The organism is Pseudomonas sp. V98_8 (assembly GCF_029967975.1).
Classification (GTDB): Bacteria; Pseudomonadota; Gammaproteobacteria; order Pseudomonadales; family Pseudomonadaceae; genus Aquipseudomonas; species Aquipseudomonas umsongensis.
Map to the genome: position 1 here is coordinate 1 of NZ_JASCAE010000007.1, position 16726 is coordinate 16726.

At 61.1% G+C, this 16726-nt stretch carries 17 protein-coding genes; 12 read left to right on the forward strand and 5 right to left on the reverse strand.

Translation table 11 applies throughout. The features are described 5' to 3' along the window. Positions 1-90: 90 nt before the first annotated feature. From QLG10_RS06610 to QLG10_RS06625, 4 genes are all read left to right on the forward strand, one after another. Positions 91-2004, forward strand: coding sequence for a sigma-54-dependent Fis family transcriptional regulator (locus tag QLG10_RS06610; RefSeq protein ID WP_110750878.1), 1914 nt, complete (start codon positions 91-93; stop codon positions 2002-2004). 187 nt (positions 2005-2191) lie between these two features. After that, positions 2192-3541 carry a UDP-N-acetylmuramate:L-alanyl-gamma-D-glutamyl-meso-diaminopimelate ligase gene (gene mpl, locus QLG10_RS06615; RefSeq protein ID WP_020798772.1) on the forward strand — a complete coding sequence of 450 codons (1350 nt, stop codon included), beginning with the start codon at positions 2192-2194 and terminating at the stop codon, positions 3539-3541. Then, positions 3538-4170 carry a flavin prenyltransferase UbiX gene (gene ubiX, locus QLG10_RS06620; protein ID WP_020798771.1) on the forward strand — a complete coding sequence of 211 codons (633 nt, stop codon included), beginning with the start codon at positions 3538-3540 and terminating at the stop codon, positions 4168-4170. The genes mpl and ubiX overlap by 4 nt, the downstream gene beginning before the upstream one ends. Beyond that, positions 4163-4447: a YceK/YidQ family lipoprotein gene (locus QLG10_RS06625; protein WP_110750880.1), complete on the forward strand. Its 285-nt coding sequence runs from the start codon at positions 4163-4165 to the stop codon at positions 4445-4447. The genes ubiX and QLG10_RS06625 overlap by 8 nt, the downstream gene beginning before the upstream one ends. A 52-nt stretch (positions 4448-4499) precedes the next feature. Here QLG10_RS06625 and QLG10_RS06630 read toward each other — a convergent pair whose 3' ends face one another. The 3 genes from QLG10_RS06630 to QLG10_RS06640 form a co-directional block, all read right to left on the reverse strand. Continuing rightward, the gene (locus QLG10_RS06630; RefSeq protein ID WP_033045415.1) at positions 4500-5141 is read right to left on the reverse strand and encodes an oxidoreductase; all 642 of its coding nucleotides are present in this window, start codon (positions 5139-5141) and stop codon (positions 4500-4502) included. 27 nt (positions 5142-5168) lie between these two features. Further along, positions 5169-6887: a C13 family peptidase gene (locus tag QLG10_RS06635; RefSeq protein ID WP_110750882.1), complete on the reverse strand. Its 1719-nt coding sequence runs from the start codon at positions 6885-6887 to the stop codon at positions 5169-5171. A gap of 112 nt (positions 6888-6999) precedes the next feature. Further along, positions 7000-7455, reverse strand: coding sequence for a MaoC family dehydratase (locus QLG10_RS06640; RefSeq protein ID WP_248676963.1), 456 nt, complete (start codon positions 7453-7455; stop codon positions 7000-7002). A 194-nt stretch (positions 7456-7649) separates the two neighbouring features. On the opposite strand from QLG10_RS06640, the gene QLG10_RS06645 reads away from it, so the two are divergent. Genes QLG10_RS06645 through QLG10_RS06655 form a run of 3 tightly spaced genes read left to right on the forward strand, consistent with a single transcriptional unit; the run spans position 7650 to position 9327 of the window. Further along, on the forward strand, positions 7650-8012 hold the full coding sequence (locus QLG10_RS06645; protein WP_110750885.1) for a CidA/LrgA family protein: 363 nt from the start codon (positions 7650-7652) through the stop codon (positions 8010-8012). Then, positions 8009-8725, forward strand: coding sequence for an LrgB family protein (locus QLG10_RS06650; RefSeq protein ID WP_248676964.1), 717 nt, complete (start codon positions 8009-8011; stop codon positions 8723-8725). Before QLG10_RS06645 ends, QLG10_RS06650 begins: the two co-directional genes overlap by 4 nt. 11 nt (positions 8726-8736) lie before the next feature. After that, on the forward strand, positions 8737-9327 hold the full coding sequence (locus tag QLG10_RS06655; protein ID WP_110750889.1) for an LON peptidase substrate-binding domain-containing protein: 591 nt from the start codon (positions 8737-8739) through the stop codon (positions 9325-9327). A 93-nt stretch (positions 9328-9420) separates the two neighbouring features. Here QLG10_RS06655 and QLG10_RS06660 read toward each other — a convergent pair whose 3' ends face one another. Together QLG10_RS06660 and QLG10_RS06665 are read right to left on the reverse strand one after the other, a co-directional pair. Then, complete coding sequence (locus QLG10_RS06660) at positions 9421-10737, reverse strand: bifunctional DedA family/phosphatase PAP2 family protein (protein WP_282486310.1); 1317 nt, start codon at positions 10735-10737, stop codon at positions 9421-9423. A gap of 159 nt (positions 10738-10896) precedes the next feature. Next, positions 10897-11592, reverse strand: a complete 696-nt coding sequence (locus QLG10_RS06665; protein ID WP_248676966.1) for a DNA-3-methyladenine glycosylase — start codon at positions 11590-11592, stop codon at positions 10897-10899. A 189-nt stretch (positions 11593-11781) separates the two neighbouring features. On the opposite strand from QLG10_RS06665, the gene QLG10_RS06670 reads away from it, so the two are divergent. The 5 genes from QLG10_RS06670 to mrdA all read left to right on the forward strand — a co-directional run bounded on the left by QLG10_RS06670 (position 11782) and on the right by mrdA (position 16695). After that, positions 11782-13053 carry a glutamate-5-semialdehyde dehydrogenase gene (locus QLG10_RS06670; protein WP_110750895.1) on the forward strand — a complete coding sequence of 424 codons (1272 nt, stop codon included), beginning with the start codon at positions 11782-11784 and terminating at the stop codon, positions 13051-13053. Then, positions 13022-13744, forward strand: coding sequence for a nicotinate-nucleotide adenylyltransferase (gene nadD, locus QLG10_RS06675; RefSeq protein ID WP_033044782.1), 723 nt, complete (start codon positions 13022-13024; stop codon positions 13742-13744). The genes QLG10_RS06670 and nadD overlap by 32 nt, the downstream gene beginning before the upstream one ends. Before the next feature lie 73 nt (positions 13745-13817). Then, on the forward strand, positions 13818-14312 hold the full coding sequence (gene rsfS / locus QLG10_RS06680) for a ribosome silencing factor (RefSeq protein ID WP_020798760.1): 495 nt from the start codon (positions 13818-13820) through the stop codon (positions 14310-14312). Between the two features lie 9 nt (positions 14313-14321). Further along, positions 14322-14789, forward strand: a complete 468-nt coding sequence (gene rlmH / locus QLG10_RS06685) for a 23S rRNA (pseudouridine(1915)-N(3))-methyltransferase RlmH (RefSeq protein ID WP_007937439.1) — start codon at positions 14322-14324, stop codon at positions 14787-14789. 10 nt (positions 14790-14799) lie between these two features. After that, positions 14800-16695 carry a penicillin-binding protein 2 gene (mrdA, locus tag QLG10_RS06690; RefSeq protein ID WP_188264369.1) on the forward strand — a complete coding sequence of 632 codons (1896 nt, stop codon included), beginning with the start codon at positions 14800-14802 and terminating at the stop codon, positions 16693-16695. The last annotated feature ends 31 nt before the right edge of the window (positions 16696-16726 follow it).

Sequence of the window (16726 nt, forward strand, 5' to 3'; positions counted from 1 at the left end):
GATTTTGTTTTTAAGATCAAGATCAAAAGATCGCAGCCTGCGGCAGCTCCTACAGGGAACGTGAACCTTTCGGGGGGAGAATAATAAGAAATGCACGACAACCATTTGAGTCGCCATGCCCAGCAGGTATTGACCGTCACCCAGGGCAAGGCCCACCTGCAGGGGCCTGGTAGCGACCCGTCGATCGCCCGTTCCTGGCTGCGCTGCCTTGAGGACTACCACCTCGACCCAGCCTTGAATATGGCGCCGACGGTGCTGGAACATGGCCGCGTACTGGAAAGTCGCGAACGCTTGCAGCAAGTGCTGCACATCGCCGGCAATGAAATGACCAGCCTGCATCAGCAGCTCTCCGGTGCCGGCCATGCCGTGCTGTTGACCGATGCCCGCGGCGTGATCCTCAATTGCGTGACGGCGCCGGCCGAACGCAAGATTTTCGAGCGCGCCGGCCTCTGGCTGGGTGCAGACTGGAGCGAAGCCTGTGAAGGCACCAACGGCATCGGCACCTGCCTGGTGGAACGCCAGTCGCTGACCATTCATCAGGATGAACATTTTCGCGGGCGGCATACCGGCCTGACCTGCTCGGCCAGCCCGGTATTCGATCCGCACGGCGAGCTGCTGGCCGTACTCGACGTGTCTTCTGCCCGGCACGAGGTATCGCGGCAAAGTCAGTTCCATACCATGGCTTTGGTCAATCTGTCGGCGAAGATGATCGAGAGCTGCTATTTCCTGCGTTGTTTCGATAATCAATGGCTGCTGCGTTTTCATCTGCAGGCCGAGTCCGTCGGCTTGTTCAGCGAAGGGCTGCTGGCGTTTGACGGCGAAGGGCGGATCTGCGCGGTCAATCAGAGCGCACTGAACCTGCTGGGGCATATCCGTGGCGGTTTGCTGGGCAAGCCGGTGGAGGCATTTTTCGACTGCTCGCTGGACGAATTACTCGGCCGCGCGAGCGTCAATGCCAGCGCGAGCTGGCCGCTGCGTACCCGGGACGGGCGCCATCTGTTCGCCGTGTTACGTGGGCAATCGCGAAAAGTCCCGGTACCGTTGGTGCCAGGTCCGGTGGTTGAAGAGCGCCCGAACCTGTCGGGTATCTGCCTGGGTGACCCGGCCTTGCAGGCGGATTTTCGCAAGGCCCTGCGCGTATACGAACGGGACGTGCCATTGCTGATCAACGGCGAAACCGGTTCGGGCAAGGAAGCCTTTGCCAAGGCCGTGCACCATGCCAGCCAGCGCGCGGAAAAAGCCTTCGTCGCCCTCAACTGTGCGGCCATCCCCGAAAGCCTGATCGAGAGCGAGCTGTTCGGTTACCGCGGCGGCAGCTTCACCGGCGCACGCAAGGAGGGCATGCGCGGCAAGCTGCAGCAGGCCGACGGGGGGACGTTGTTCCTCGATGAAATCGGCGACATGCCCCTGGCCTTGCAGACCCGTTTGTTGCGTGTGCTGGAAGATCGGCAAGTGGTGCCGATCGGTGGCGAGCCGGAATCGGTCAATGTGCGGATCATCAGTGCCACACACCGCAATCTGTTGGAGAGGGTGCAGGACGGCAGTTTTCGCGAGGATCTGTATTACCGCCTCAATGGCTTGGAGGTCGCGTTACCAGCGTTGCGCGAGCGCAGTGATAAATCGCAGTTGCTCGACTACTTGCTGGCCGAAGAGACGCGCGGAGAAACCGTATTGATCGACGGACCGGCGCGTGAGGCGTTGTTGGGATTTGCCTGGCCGGGCAATGTGCGGCAGATGCGCAATGTGTTGCGTACGCTGGCGGCGTTGTGTGACGGCGGTCGAATCGCGCTGGAGGATCTGCCGGCGATGATTCGTCAGGTGCGGCAAGTGGTCATGCCGAAAATTGAACAGCCCTGCGAGCATCCACTGGAAGATGCCGAGCGCCTGGCGCTGTTGAATGCGCTGGAGCATACGCGCTGGCATATGACGAATACGGCTGAACAGCTTGGGGTCAGTCGCAATACCCTGTACCGAAAATTGCGCAAGCACGGCATCGCCCGGTAATCCGCTGCGTGTCCATTCGCGAGCAGGCTCGCTCCCACAGGATGTTGGGTTGAACCCACAATTTGGGGGCTGACCCAGATCTACTGTGGGAGCGAGCCTGCTCGCGAATGGCGTCATTGAGGACGAAACAAAGGTGCGAATTTTTCCCCCCTAAGCTAACCTGCGGCCATGTTTTACGAGGTCGACTATGCACATTCATATTCTGGGTATCTGCGGCACTTTCATGGGTTCGATGGCAGTCCTGGCCAAAGAGCTCGGCCATCACGTGACCGGCTCCGATGCCAACGTCTACCCGCCAATGAGCACTCAGCTCGAGGCACAGGGTATCGAGTTGACCCAGGGCTACGACCCGGCGCAGCTGGACCCGGCGCCTGACCTGGTGGTCATCGGCAACGCCATGTCGCGAGGCAACCCGGCGGTCGAGTACGTGCTGAACAAAGGCCTGCCCTATGTCTCCGGTCCGCAATGGCTGGCCGACCACGTGCTGCAAGGTCGCTGGGTACTGGCGGTAGCCGGTACGCATGGCAAGACCACCACCAGCAGCATGCTCGCCTGGGTGCTGGAGCACGCAGGCATGAGCCCGGGTTTCCTGATCGGCGGTGTACCGCAAAACTTCTCGGTGTCGGCGCGCCTGGGCGACACGCCGTTTTTCGTGATCGAAGCCGATGAATACGACAGCGCGTTCTTCGACAAGCGCTCCAAGTTCGTTCACTACCGTCCGCGCACGGCCATCCTGAACAACCTGGAGTTCGACCACGCCGATATCTTCCCGGATCTGCCGGCGATCGAGCGCCAGTTCCATCATCTGGTGCGGACCATCCCGAGCGAAGGCCTGGTGATTCATCCGACCACCGAGCCGGCCTTGCTGCGCGTCATCGAGATGGGTTGCTGGACCCCGGTGCAAACCACCGGTGCGGGCGGGCAATGGCAGGTCAAGCTGCTCAGCGACGATGGCTCGCAGTTCGAAGTGATGTTCGAAGGCGTCGCTCAAGGCGTGGTCGAGTGGGACATGACTGGCCAGCACAACGTGGCCAACGCATTGGCCACGTTGGCCGCGGCGCGCCATGTTGGCGTGGCGCCGGCCCTGGGCATTGCCGCCTTGAGCGCGTTCAAGAGCGTGAAGCGACGGATGGAAAAAGTCGCCGAGGTGCGAGGCATCACCATCTATGACGACTTCGCCCACCATCCGACGGCCATTGCCACCACGCTCGACGGCCTGCGCAAGCGCATTGGTGATGCGCCGTTGATTGCGATCATCGAACCTCGCTCCAACTCCATGAAGCTTGGCGCGCACCGTGACGGCTTGCCGGAGAGCGTGGTCGATGCCGACCAGGTGATCTGGTATGCACCGGCCAATCTCGGCTGGGATCTGGCAGGTACCGCCGCACTGTGCACGGTACCGTCGATAGTCAGCGACTCGCTGGAAGGCATCATTGAGCGGGTCAAGAGCCAGGCCCAGCCAGGCACCCACGTGGTGATCATGAGCAACGGCGGCTTCGGCGGCCTGCACGGCAAGCTGGCCGAGGCGCTCAAATGAGCAACGGTCCCGATCGCATCACGCTGGCGATGACCGGCGCTTCCGGCGCCCAGTACGGCTTGCGCCTGCTCGATTGCCTGGTGCGCGAAGACCGCGAAGTGCACTTCCTGATTTCCAAGGCCGCGCAACTGGTGATGGCTACCGAAACCGACGTCACGCTGCCGCCCAAGCCACAGGCGATGCAAGCCTTCCTTACCGAGTACACCGGTGCCGCCGCCGGGCAGATTCGGGTCTACGGCAAGGAAGACTGGATGTCGCCGGTGGCCTCGGGCTCCGGCGCGCCGGCGGCGATGGTGGTAGTGCCATGCTCTACCGGGACGCTGTCGGCCATCGCGACGGGAGCCTGCAACAACCTGATCGAGCGTGCCGCCGATGTGACGCTCAAGGAGCGCCGCCAGTTGATCCTGGTGCCGCGTGAAGCGCCATATTCAAGCATTCACCTGGAGCACATGCTCAAGCTGTCGAACATGGGGGTGACGATTTTGCCGGCATCGCCGGGTTTCTATCATCAGCCACAAACCATCGACGACCTGATCGATTTCGTCGTGGCGCGGATCCTCAATCTGCTGAGCATTCCCCAGGACATGCTGCCGCGGTGGGGTGAATATCATCTGAGCAGCGATGAATAAGCTGCTGGTGATTGTGCTGGCGCTACAGCTGGCGGGATGTGCCACGGCGCGTACGCTGGATGCTGCCAAGCCGGGAGCGCCAGTGGTCTACTCCGGGACGCGGCTGGATTGGTATGCGCTCAATGGCGGCTGCTGCGCGATGGACCGTTTTGGTGCCGAGGCACCGAGCTATCCGGGTGTAGATCTGCCGGCCAGCGCGTTGATGGACACGCTGTTGCTGCCGTTGTCGTTGCTGACGGTGATCGGGGTGAGTTTCCAGGCAACCGGCGGGTTGTAAAGACAAAAGATCGCCGCCCTGTAGTTGCTACCGAAGGCTGCGATCTTTTGATCTATTTCCCCAACTTCCTCAACTCATCCGACTCGACAATCCGCACCCCATCCTGCTCCTCCAGAGCGAGGCGCCACATCGCGCGGGCCAGTTGGCAGGCTTCTATGCCTCGGTATTTGCCGGGAATCAGTTTCGACAAAGGCCCGGCGAACTGCTCGCCCAGGCGTGGTTCAGTGCGTTCGCCCAGCAGCAACGATGGACGGCAGATGGTCAACTGTGGCCAATTCTGCGCGCGCAATGCATGTTCCATCTCGCCTTTGACCCGGTTGTAGAAAATCGAGGATCTGCGATCGGCTCCCAGGGCGCTGATAACGATCAGGTGCCGGGCACCCATCTCCCGGGCACGTTTGGCGAAAGCCACCACCATGTCCAGGTCCACCGCGCGAAACGCCTCCTCCGAGCCGGCCTGTTTGATGGTAGTGCCCAGGCAGCAGTAGGCGATGTCAACGCGGCCGTTCAATTGCGGCAGAAACTCAGAAGGATCGCCCACCGGATTTTCCAAGTGGGGATGCTCGGCCAGTGGCCGGCGTGAAGGGGCCAATACTCGCGATATCGTTGGCTCGTTGAGCAAGCGATCAAGTAAGTGTTCACCGGTTAATCCGGTGGCTCCGGCAAGCAACACGTGCTGAGGCGTCAAGTACATAGTGTTTCTCCCTTGATACTGTTCAGCTTAGTTGTTCTTTGCATCCTTGTTGTCAATGGAAACACTTTGCAGGGCTTTTCTTGCCTGCTGCCTGCGTAACAGTTGCCAGTGCGAGAGCACGGTTTTAGGCGCCCAGATCTGCGGTTCGGAGGCTTCGAAATTGTCCGCCAGCTCGCGCTCGGCAACGGTGGCCTTGGCCAGTTTGAAGGCTTGCTCCAGGTCATCGGTCTGGTTCAGTGCCCGGGCAAACAGGGCATCGCCGAAGTAGGTGAAGTTGGCTTCTTCGGAACAACCGAAAGACACGCGGTCAGCGCGCGAGGCGGTCATGATCAGGGTGCGTTCGTCTTTCAGGGCGGGGATGAAACCGCCGGAGTAGCAGGACGAAATCACGATGATCTTGTCGCGGTTTTTCAGTGGGGCCAGGACGGCGGCCAGCTCGTCGGCCGGCAGATCGGCCAGTTCCATGCGCGGCTGGTCGAGCACCAGTTCGTGCTCGCTGGTGCCGTGACTGGTCAGGTAGATGAAAATCAGGTCTTCCGGGCCACTGCGTTCGGCCAGCGTCACGGCGGAGCGCCTCAGGTTCTCGCGGGTTGCCATCGGCCGGTCGCCGAGGTGGTCGCGATGGTTCACCAGGCGGATTTGGCCATAGGCACCGAAACGGCTGGTGAGCATGTTCGCGACATAGTCCGATTCACGCAGGAAAACACTCTGCTTGCCATCGCCGCCAAGGGTCAGGGTGTACAGCTCCACCGCCGGGGTTGAGGCTGGAACGTTGGTAAACGCTTCTTCGAGCAAGCGTCCCTGGGCCAGCAGACCCAGCTCGAGGGTGTCTGGCAGTAATTTGCCTTCGGCGTCGCGCACGCGCTGGCCGTTGATCCAGGTGCCACTGAGTACGGCGCCGTCGGTGAGGACCAGGGTGCCGCGTCCGGAATAAGTGTCATTGTCGAATTGCCCGGTATAGAAACTACCGTCGGCCAGGTTCAAGCGACCTTGGCCGCTGAAGCGCCAGTCACTGAAGTGGCCGATGTAGTGGCTGCCGTCGGCGCCGATCAATTCGCCCTTGCCGTTGAGCGAGCCTTCCTTGAATTGACCCAGCCATACGTCGCCATCGGCATTTTCATAACGGCCCTTGCCGTGCAATTGGTTGTTTTTGAACCCGCCGACATACATGTCACCTTCCGCACTGTTGAAGGTTCCGTTACCTTCCAGCTGGCCGTCGACGAAGTGTCCGGTGAATTGATTGCCGCTGCCGTCGCTGCGTTGGCCCTCGCCGTTGGGCTTGCCGTGGGCGAATTGACCCTGATAGGCACTGCCATCTTCGAGTTCCAGGCGACCGAGCCCTGAAAATTGATCGGCCTTGAATTCGCCGCGGTAGAGCATGCCGTTTTCTTTGAGGGTGCCTTCGCCGTCGCGACGGCCAAGCTTGAAACCGCCGTTGTAGCTGCCGGCGTTGGTGGTCAGGGTTCCCTGGCCGTCAAACAAGCCTTGCTTGAACTGGCCGCGATAAACCTCGCCATTGCTGCCGTGCCACTCACCCTGGCCATGCCATTGGCCCTGGTCGAACTCGCCGGCATACCAGCTGCCGTTCGGGTAATCGATACGGCCCTGGCCCTGCAGCAATCCGTTGACCAGGTCTCCGCGATAGCGTCCGCCGTCCGGCAGGCGGGCGTCCGCGGGCAATAGCGATTCGCCGTCGCCGCAAGCGGTGAGCATCAGGGTCAAGGCGAGGAGTGCAAGTGGGCGCATAGCGGGTTCCGGGCAATTAGGCGACCGAGTATGCCGCAGCCATGTGTCCATATACAGCCGGTAGAAAAGCATCTGGTGCGAAACAGCGTGTGCTGCTTCGCACCGACAGGGCTTACACGAAGCAGAGTGACAGGGATTCGGCGACGTACGCCGGTTTGTCCATGCCTTCGATTTCCAGTGTGGCGATGGCCTTGAGCAGCAGTTGCCCGGGTTTTTTCTCGGTGACCTCGGACAGTTCGACCTTGAGGCGCACCTTCGAATCGACCTTGACCGGCTGAATGAAACGCACGCTATCCAGACCGTAGTTGACCACCATCTTCAAGCCTTCGGGCATGACGAGGATGTCTTCCATCAATTTTGGAATCAGCGACAGTGAAAGGAAACCATGGGCGATGGTGCTGCCAAATGGCGTTTGCGCGGCTTTGGCCGGGTCGACATGGATGAACTGGAAGTCCCCTGTGGCTTCGGCGAACAGGTTGATGCGTTCCTGATCGATGGTGAGCCATTCGGAACATCCGAGTTCCTTGCCGACATAATCTTTGAGCTCTGCAGCAGGTACAAAGGGCATTGAGACTCTCCTTGGGTTCATCGGTTTTATAGTTTTTAGGTGGGGGGATTTGACCTCCCGGATTACCACTTTAGATCACCATGGCAAAACGCCGCGGTCAACTGACCATGCTTATGGCGAATGCCGATCCATAGCGCAAGCGTGCTTATAATGCGTCGGCCAATGCGGGTGACGGATTTTGCGGGGGATCATTGATGTTGTTACGTGGCCTGACCTGGCTGGTGCTGTTCCAATTGCTCGGCACCGCGACCAACCATTTGTTTTTACCCTTCCTGCCGGGGCCGATTATCGGTCTGCTGCTGTTACTGATATTTCTGATCGGGCGTGGCCAGGTTGGCGAACCGTTGAACCTTGCCGCCAGCAGCCTGCTGCGCTACCTGCCGTTATTGCTGGTGCCGCCGGCCGTGGGGGTGATGGTGTACGCCGCTGACATCGCCGCCGATTTCTGGGCGATTGTCGGGGCGCTGGTGTTGTCATTGTTGCTGTCGATGGCGTTCGCAGGCGTCCTCATGCAGCGCATGGTCAAGCGCCATGTCCATCCTGAGGAAGGCCAATGATCCTTGACTGGCACGGCGCCTGGGCGTCAGTGATTCATCATCCGTTGTTTGGTATCGGCATCACGCTCGGTGCCTATCAGCTGGTACTGGCAGCGTTCGAGAAAACCCGCTGGATCTTTTTGCAGCCCGTGCTGGTCTCCATGTTGCTGGTGATCGGCGTGCTGGTGGGCTGCGGCCTGACCTACGCCGAGTACCGCAAGAGCACTGAGATCCTGAGTATTCTGCTCGGCCCCGCGACGGTCGCGTTGGCGGTGCCGCTTTACCTCAATCTACGGCGGATTCGACAGTTGTTCTGGCCGATATTTACTACGCTGGTGATAGGTGGTGTGGTCGCCACCTGCTTGGGAGTGCTGTTGGGCTGGTGGTTCGGGGCCGAACACATGATCCTGATGACCATGGCGCCGAAATCGGTAACATCGCCTATCGCCATGCTGGTGGCCGAGCAGATTGGTGGTGTCGCCGCGCTGGCGGCAGTGTTCGTCTTGATCACTGGAGTGATCGGGGCGATCTTGGGTCCGAGTCTGTTGACCCGGCTCGGTGTCCACAGTCCAGAGGCTCGCGGCATGGCACTGGGCATGACCGCCCACGCGGTGGGCACTGCGGTAGCGATGCAGGAAAGTGACGAATGCGGCGCCTTCGCGGCGCTGGCGATGAGTTTGATGGGCGTGGCCACGGCGGTATTCCTGCCGTTGGCGGTGTCGATGGTGGTGTAAGGAATATGTCTATGAGTCTGCCGCTTTTTCCGCTGAACACGGTGCTGTTTCCTGGTTGCATCCTCGACCTGCAGATCTTCGAGGCGCGTTACCTGGACATGATCGGTCGCTGCATGAAACAGGGCGGCGGCTTCGGCGTGGTGTGCATCCTTGAAGGAAGTGAAGTCGGTATCGCGCCGCATGGCTTTGCCATGGTCGGTTGTGAAGCGCGTATCACCGATTTTCAGCAGCAGGACAACGGCCTGCTGGGTATTCGGGTTGAGGGCGGGCGACGGTTCAAAGTGTTGTCCACCGAAGTCCAGCGCGACCAGTTGATCCTTGCCGAAGTTGAATGGCTGGAAGACGAGCCCGAGCAACCACTGCAGGACGAAGATGCCGACCTGGTGGCCTTGCTCAAGGCCCTGGCCGAACATCCAATGGTCGAAGCACTGAACATGGGCACCGAAGCGGCAGGGCAGCAATCACTGGCCAACCAGCTGGCGTACCTGCTGCCCTTCGCCGAAGTGGACAAGATCGACCTGTTGCAACTCGATGATCCGCAGCAGCGGCTGGATGCGATTCAGGCGTTGCTGGATGAGTTGCAGGGCGAGTTGTTTGCCTGACGCGGCCAAAAGATCGCAGCCTGCGGCAACTCCTACATGAATTTGGTATGCATTCTGTAGGAGCTGCCGCAGGCTGCGATCTTTTGCTTTTGGCTAATACGCGTACCGCAGCATCGTATGTGGCAAATGCCTCAATACGAAGAACCCGAACAATGCCACCAGTGACGGCAGCACCAGCCACCAGACTTTTGGCGGCATGGCGTTCAGCGAGGTCTGGCGTTGGCTGAGCCACAGGCTCGCGGCGCAGACGCACGATGCCAGCATCGCTCCTGCCAGCACATCCGTCGGCCAGTGTGCGCCGAGGTAAACCCGCGACAGGGAAATTGCCAGCGCCGGCAGGCACGCCACCAATAGCCAGGTCAGGCGCATGCGCGGCGGTTGTCCGCGGCCGGCCAGTACGGCGAGGGTCAGGAACAGCGCAAATGACCCGGAGGCGTGGCCGCTGGGCATGCTGTAGCTGGTCAGCGGGTCGCTCAATACTTCCGGGCGCACGCGGGCAAAGAAGTGTTTGGTCAGGGTGTTGCCCATCGCGGTGCAAAGCAGGGTGGTGCCGGCGAAGATCAGCTGTCGCCATTGCCGCGTAATCAACAGCAGGACCACCAGCAAGGCGCTGAAGATCAGCATGTTGCGGAATTCGCCGATGAGGGTGAAGACCACCGCCACTTCATCGAGCATCGGGCTGCGGTGTTCCTGTACCAGGGTCATCACGCCCTGGTCGAGCGCATTCAGATGCGGATAGCCGATAAACAGGCCCGCCAGAATCAGCAAGCTCATGCCGGCAATGAACACCGTGGCCTTGCGATGGCGGCGCAGGCTGCTGGTAGCGCTAAGCCCGATCATGAGCGTAATGCTGCCGGCAACGATGCCGGCTTCAGGCCAGAAGCCTTCGGGCAGTGGCAGGCGAATCGCCGCGCCCGTGGCCCATCCCGGTAGCAGGTACGCCACCGACCAACCCGCACCGGCTAGCAGGCTGACCGCAAAGAACCGTGGGAATGGCATGTCGAACATCCCGGCGACCATCGGTAACATGGGGCGCAAGGGGCCGATGAAGCGTCCGACCAGCAGGCTGGCGATGCCATAGCGCTGGAAATACGCCTCGGCCCCGGCAATCCATTCCGGGTGATGACGCAAGCCGGGCAGGCGCCGGATGTTCTGATGGAAGTGCCGGCCGAGGAAATACGAGACCACGTCGCCCAGTACACCGGCGAGAAACCCCAGCAGCAGCGTTTCACTCAGCGACAGCGCGCCGCTGCCGGCCAGTACCGCCACGGCGAACAGCAATACCGTGCCCGGCACGATCAGGCCGGCGATCGCCAGGCACTCGACAAAGGCCACGATAAATACCGCTGCCGCCAACCATTGCGGGTTGACCGTCAACCAACCGGTCACGCTATCGAGCCATGGGCCCATAAAAACAACTCCATTGAATTCAAGTGGCCCTTGGCGGGCGAACAAAATCTACACAACACCACAAACGTCTGTAGGAGCTGCCGCAGGCTGCGATCTTTTGATCTTGACCCTTTAAAAGCAAAAGATCGCAGCCTGCGGCAGCTCCTACAGGGACCGGGCTCACAGCAGGATGTAGTCGCGACCTTCGACCTGGCCTCGCCGCAGCGGGTTCCGGGTGCAATAGGCGGCATAGGCCGCGTCAACGAAGCGGTACATCAGGTGTTCGTCGCGCCCATGGGGAATGCCCAGGCGCGTAGCCTGGATAACATGGGCGGGCGTCTGGCCGACGTCTTCCACCAGCAGCACCTCATGGTCGAAGCGCTTGGCGTCCCAGACCGGCACTTTCAGGCCCAGTGCCTTGCACAGCAGCGTTTGCCCTGCGCAAAGCTTTTGCGACGGGCGAGGGCGGCCCTGGGCGTCGGGGTTGTTCAGCAGCATCTGCGCCAGGCTCGAAGGTCCGCTCAGTTCATCGACCCAAGGGTAGGCGGACTTGATCAGCACTGCGTTACCCGGGCCCTGGGCGCTGAAGTTCAGCGAGTCGCCCCCGCGGGCGTAATACATATAGATGTGCCCGCCATCCAGAAACAAAGCCTTACGCTTTTCCGTATAGCCGAGGGACGCGTGGCTGCCTTTTTCTGCGCAATAGTAGGCTTCTGTCTCGATGATCCGCGCGCTGAGCCACAGATCGCCGACCCGATGACGGATGACTTTGCCCAGCAAGTCGCGGGCTAGAATTTGCGCGTCGCGGTCGAAAAACGCGTCTGGGAGGCCCTTGGGCAGGCTCGCGGAGGGCACATGAACAGGCAAATTGGACATGGTGGGCAGCGTTTATCAAGGCTGAGTGAGTCGCGATGATAACAATTTGCGGCTTAATCCCGGCTGAACGTCGGCAAATTGCCCTCGATTTCGACCATCCGCCCGTCACCGCTGTTAGTCGGCGGACGCGACAGCTATAATCTGCCGCTTTACTCTTTACCAAGACCTAATCAAAGACCACTCCAGACCATGACTGAGTCCGTTCTTGACTACATGACCCGTTTGGGTCGCGCCGCCCGCGAGGCTTCCCGCGTCATCGGCCGTGCCAGTACCGCGCAGAAGAACCGCGCGTTGCAGGCCGCTGCCAATGCGCTGGATGCTGCCCGCGGCGAATTGACCGCTGCCAATGAGCTGGACTTGGCGGCTGGTCGCGCCAATGGTCTGGAACCGGCCCTGCTCGAGCGTCTGGCGCTGACCCCGGCGCGAATCGACGGGATGATCGTGGGCCTGCGACAGGTCGCGGCGCTGCCCGATCCGGTCGGTGCGATTCGCGATATGAGCTATCGTCCGTCGGGTATCCAGGTGGGCAAGATGCGCGTACCGCTGGGCGTGATCGGGATCATCTACGAATCGCGACCTAATGTGACCATCGATGCCGCCAGCCTGTGCCTGAAATCCGGCAACGCGACCATCCTGCGCGGCGGCTCCGAAGCCATTCATTCCAACCGTGCCATCGCCGCCTGCATCCAGCGCGGCCTGGCCGAGGCCGATTTGCCGGCCGCCGTGGTGCAAGTGGTCGAAACCACCGATCGCGCTGCCGTCGGCGCCCTGATCAGCATGCCTGAATTCGTCGACGTCATCGTGCCCCGTGGTGGCCGTGGCCTGATCGAGCGCGTCAGTCGTGACGCCCGAGTGCCGGTGATCAAGCATCTGGACGGTATCTGCCACGTTTACGTGGGCGAGCACGCCGATCTGGCGAAGGCCCAGCGCATCGCATTCAACGCCAAAACCTACCGTTATGGCATCTGTGGTGCTATGGAAACGCTGCTGGTCGATCAAACCGTTGCGAAAGATTTCTTGCCGACGATGGCTGCCCAGTTCCGCGAAAAAGGCGTCGAACTGCGCGGTTGCGAACGCTCCCGGGCAATCATTGATGCCCTGCCGGCCACGCAAGAGGACTGGAGCACCGAGTATCTGGCGCCCATCCTGTCGATCCGCGTGGTCGATGGGCTTGACCAGGCCATCGAGCACATTAACCATTACGGCTCCCATCACACCGATTCGATTGTCAGCGAACACCAGGGCGACACCCGGCGTTTTGTGGCTGAAGTCGATTCTTCGTCGGTGATGATCAACACCCCGACCTGCTTCGCCGATGGCTTTGAATACGGATTGGGTGCCGAGATCGGCATTTCTACTGATAAGCTGCACGCCCGCGGCCCGGTCGGTCTCGAAGGTTTGACCTGCGAGAAGTACGTGGTAGTGGGTGATGGCCAGTTGCGCGGACAGGAGCCGGCCTGACTTGGGCGACTTCGACCCGTCAGCCCCGGTAACCGCCAGCGCGCCTCGACCCAGACGCATCGGCGTACTGGGCGGGACCTTCGACCCGGTGCACATCGGCCATTTGCGTGGTGCGCTGGAAGTCGCCGAAACCCTGGCGCTCGATGAGCTGCGCCTGACGCCAAATGCCCGGCCACCCCACCGGGGTACGCCGCAGGTATCGGCCAAGGACCGGCTGGCGATGGTCAAGTGCGCGGTAGCCGGAGTGGCACCGCTGGTGGTGGACGCCCGCGAATTGCAGCGGGACAAGCCGTCCTACACCATTGATACCCTGGAGTCGATGCGCGCCGAAATGCCCGCCGAGACCCAGGTTTTTCTGCTTTTGGGCTGGGACGCATTTTGCGGCCTGCCCACTTGGCACCGCTGGGAAGAGTTGCTCCAGCATTGCCATATCCTGGTGTTGCAACGCCCGGATGCCGACAGCGAACCGCCGGATGCCTTGCGCAACCTGCTGGCAGCGCGCTCGGTGAGCGACCCGCTGGCCCTCAAAGGGTCGAGCGGACAGATTGCATTCGTCTGGCAGACGCCGCTCGCGGTATCCGCCACCCAGATCCGTCAACTGCTGGCCAGCGGTAAGTCGGTACGTTTCCTGGTGCCCGACGCGGTCCTGGCCTACATCGATGCGCACGGGCTTTACCGTGCGTCGAACTGAATAGGAGTGCCTCAAGGCACGTGGCAACAACGTGTATTGAAGCGCCCGAACATACGAGCAAAACGAGTTTTATATGACGAACAACGACGTAAACAAAGTTAAGCGCAAAGGCACGTTCAAGAGCGCCCCGCTGCCTGAGAAGGTCCTGGCAGCCGAGCCGCCAAAAGGCGACGAGCTGGTCAAGATCGCCGTCGCTGCCCTGGAAGACGTCAAGGCCCAGGACGTGCTGGTCATCGACGTTCGCGACAAGCAGAGCATCACCGACTACATGATCATCGCCACCGGTACTTCCAACCGCCAGATCGGCGCGATGCTGGACAAGGTCCGCGAAGCGGTCAAGGCCCTGGGCATCAAGCCACTGGGTGAAGAAGGCAAGGGCGACAGCGACTGGGTCCTGTTGGACATGGACGACGTGATCGTCCACATGATGACCTCCAATGCCCGCCAGTTCTACGACCTGGAGCGCTTGTGGAAAGGTGCCGAGCAGAGCCGTGCCGCCGATGGCAAGCACCACAGCCCTGAAGTTGGTCACGAGCATTTCACCAAGCTCAACAAAGACCAGGAATAAGGAACGGCTGTGCGACTGCGACTGATCGCCGTCGGTTCACGCATGCCCAAATGGGTGGAAGAAGGCTGGCATGAGTATGCCAAGCGTCTTCCGTCCGAGTTGGCGCTGGAACTGGTGGAAATACCGCTCAATACCCGTGGCAAGAACGCCGACGTGGCGCGCTTCATCCGTCAGGAAGGCGAAGCCATGCTGGCCAAGGTCGGGCCCAATGAGCGCGTTGTCACCCTCGAAGTCCACGGCAAGCCCTGGAGCACCGAGCAGCTGGCGGTCGAGCTCGATCGCTGGCGGCTGGATTCGCGCACGGTGAATTTCATGGTCGGCGGCCCTGAGGGGTTGGCGCCGGAAGTCTGCGCCCGTGCCGATCAGCGCTGGTCGCTATCACCGCTGACGTTGCCGCACCCGTTGGTGCGAATCCTGATCGGCGAGCAGCTGTATCGTGCCTGGACAGTGTTGTCCGGCCACCCTTACCACAAGTAGTTCTGCCCTCATGTCCCAACCGATCCGCATCAAGGACCACGAAAAAGACGCCCGTCTGGTGCGTGGCCGCGTCGTGTTCGGGGCTATTGCGGTGGTGCTGCTGATTGGTGTGCTGATTGCGCGCCTGTATTTCCTGCAGGTCATCCAGTACGAATACCACTCGACCCTGTCGGAAAACAACCGCGTCCATGTGCAGCCGATTCCGCCGACTCGCGGGTTGATTTTCGACCGCAACGGCGTAGTGATTGCCGACAACCGGCCCAGCTTCAGCCTGAGCATGACCCGCGAGCGCTCCGGCGATTGGCAGCAAGTGCTCGATGTAATCGTCGAGGTGCTGGAGCTGACGCCCGAGGACCGGGTGATTTTCGAGAAGCGCATGCGCCAGGGGCGACGGCCGTTCGAGCCGGTGCCGATCCTGTTTGAATTGACCGAAGAGCAGATCGCCCGCATTGCCGTGAACCAGTTCCGCCTGCCCGGGGTGGAAGTGGTCGCGCAGCTGGTCCGTCACTATCCGCAGGGGGCGCACTTCGCGCATTCGGTGGGTTACATGGGACGGATCAACGAGAAAGAGTTGAAGTCGCTCGATCCGGTCAATTACAGCGGCACTCACCACATCGGTAAAACCGGCATCGAGCGTTTCTACGAGCCGCAATTGCATGGCCAGGTGGGTTACGAGGAAGTCGAGACCAACGCTCGCGGCCGTGTGTTGCGAGTGCTCAAGCGCACCGAACCGATTTCCGGCAAGGACATCGTCCTGAGCCTGGATATCAAGCTGCAGGAAGCCGCCGAGGCTGCACTCGGTGGTCGTCGTGGCGCGGTGGTGGCACTGGATCCGAAGACCGGCGAAGTGTTGGCGATGGTCAGTCAGCCGAGTTTCGACCCGAACCTGTTCGTCACCGGCATCAGTTTCAAGGCCTATTCCGAGCTGCGCGACTCCATCGACCGGCCGCTGTTCAACCGTGTCCTGCGTGGCCTGTACCCGCCGGGTTCGACCATCAAGCCGGCCGTTGCGATCGCGGGGCTGGATGCGGGTGTGGTGACTGCTTCATCCCGGGTGTTCGACCCGGGTTACTACATGCTGCCCAACTACGACCACAAATACCGTAACTGGAACCGTACCGGCGATGGCTTTGTCGACCTCGATACGGCAATCATGCGTTCCAACGATACGTACTTCTATGACCTGGCCCATAAGCTGGGGATCGATCGGTTGTCGGCGTACATGACCAAGTTCGGCATTGGCCAGAAGGTTTCCCTGGACATGTTCGAGGAATCTCCGGGGTTGATGCCTACTCGGGAATGGAAGCGTGCGACCCGCCGACAAGCGTGGTTCCCGGGTGAAACGCTGATTCTGGGGATCGGACAGGGCTACATGCAGTCGACGCCATTACAGCTGGCCCAGGCCACGGCGCTGGTGGCCAACAAAGGCGTGTGGAACCGTCCGCACCTGGCCAGGACCATCGAAGGCGAGAAGCCCGTGGATGAGAACCCGATGCCGGACATCATCCTGCGCGATCCGTCGGACTGGACGCGGGTCAACCATGGTATGCAGCAGGTCATGCACGGCGCCCGAGGCACCGCGCGCAAGGCCTCCATCGGCGCGCAATACCGGATTGCCGGCAAAAGTGGTACAGCCCAGGTGGTCGCGATCAAGCAGGGCGAGAAGTACGACCGTTCCAAGGTCCAGGAGCGTCATCGCGACCACGCCCTGTTCGTTGGTTTCGCGCCGGCCGACGACCCGAAGATCGTGGTGTCGGTGATGGTCGAGAACGGTGAATCCGGCTCCGGCGTGGCCGCGCCGGTGGTGCGTCAAGTCATGGACGCCTGGTTGCTGGACCAGAACGGTCATCTAAAGGCCGAATACGCCAGCCCTACTACCGCAGAGGCTACCGCCCGTGATGAATAACTTCGATCGCATGCTCTCCAGCGAGGATGTG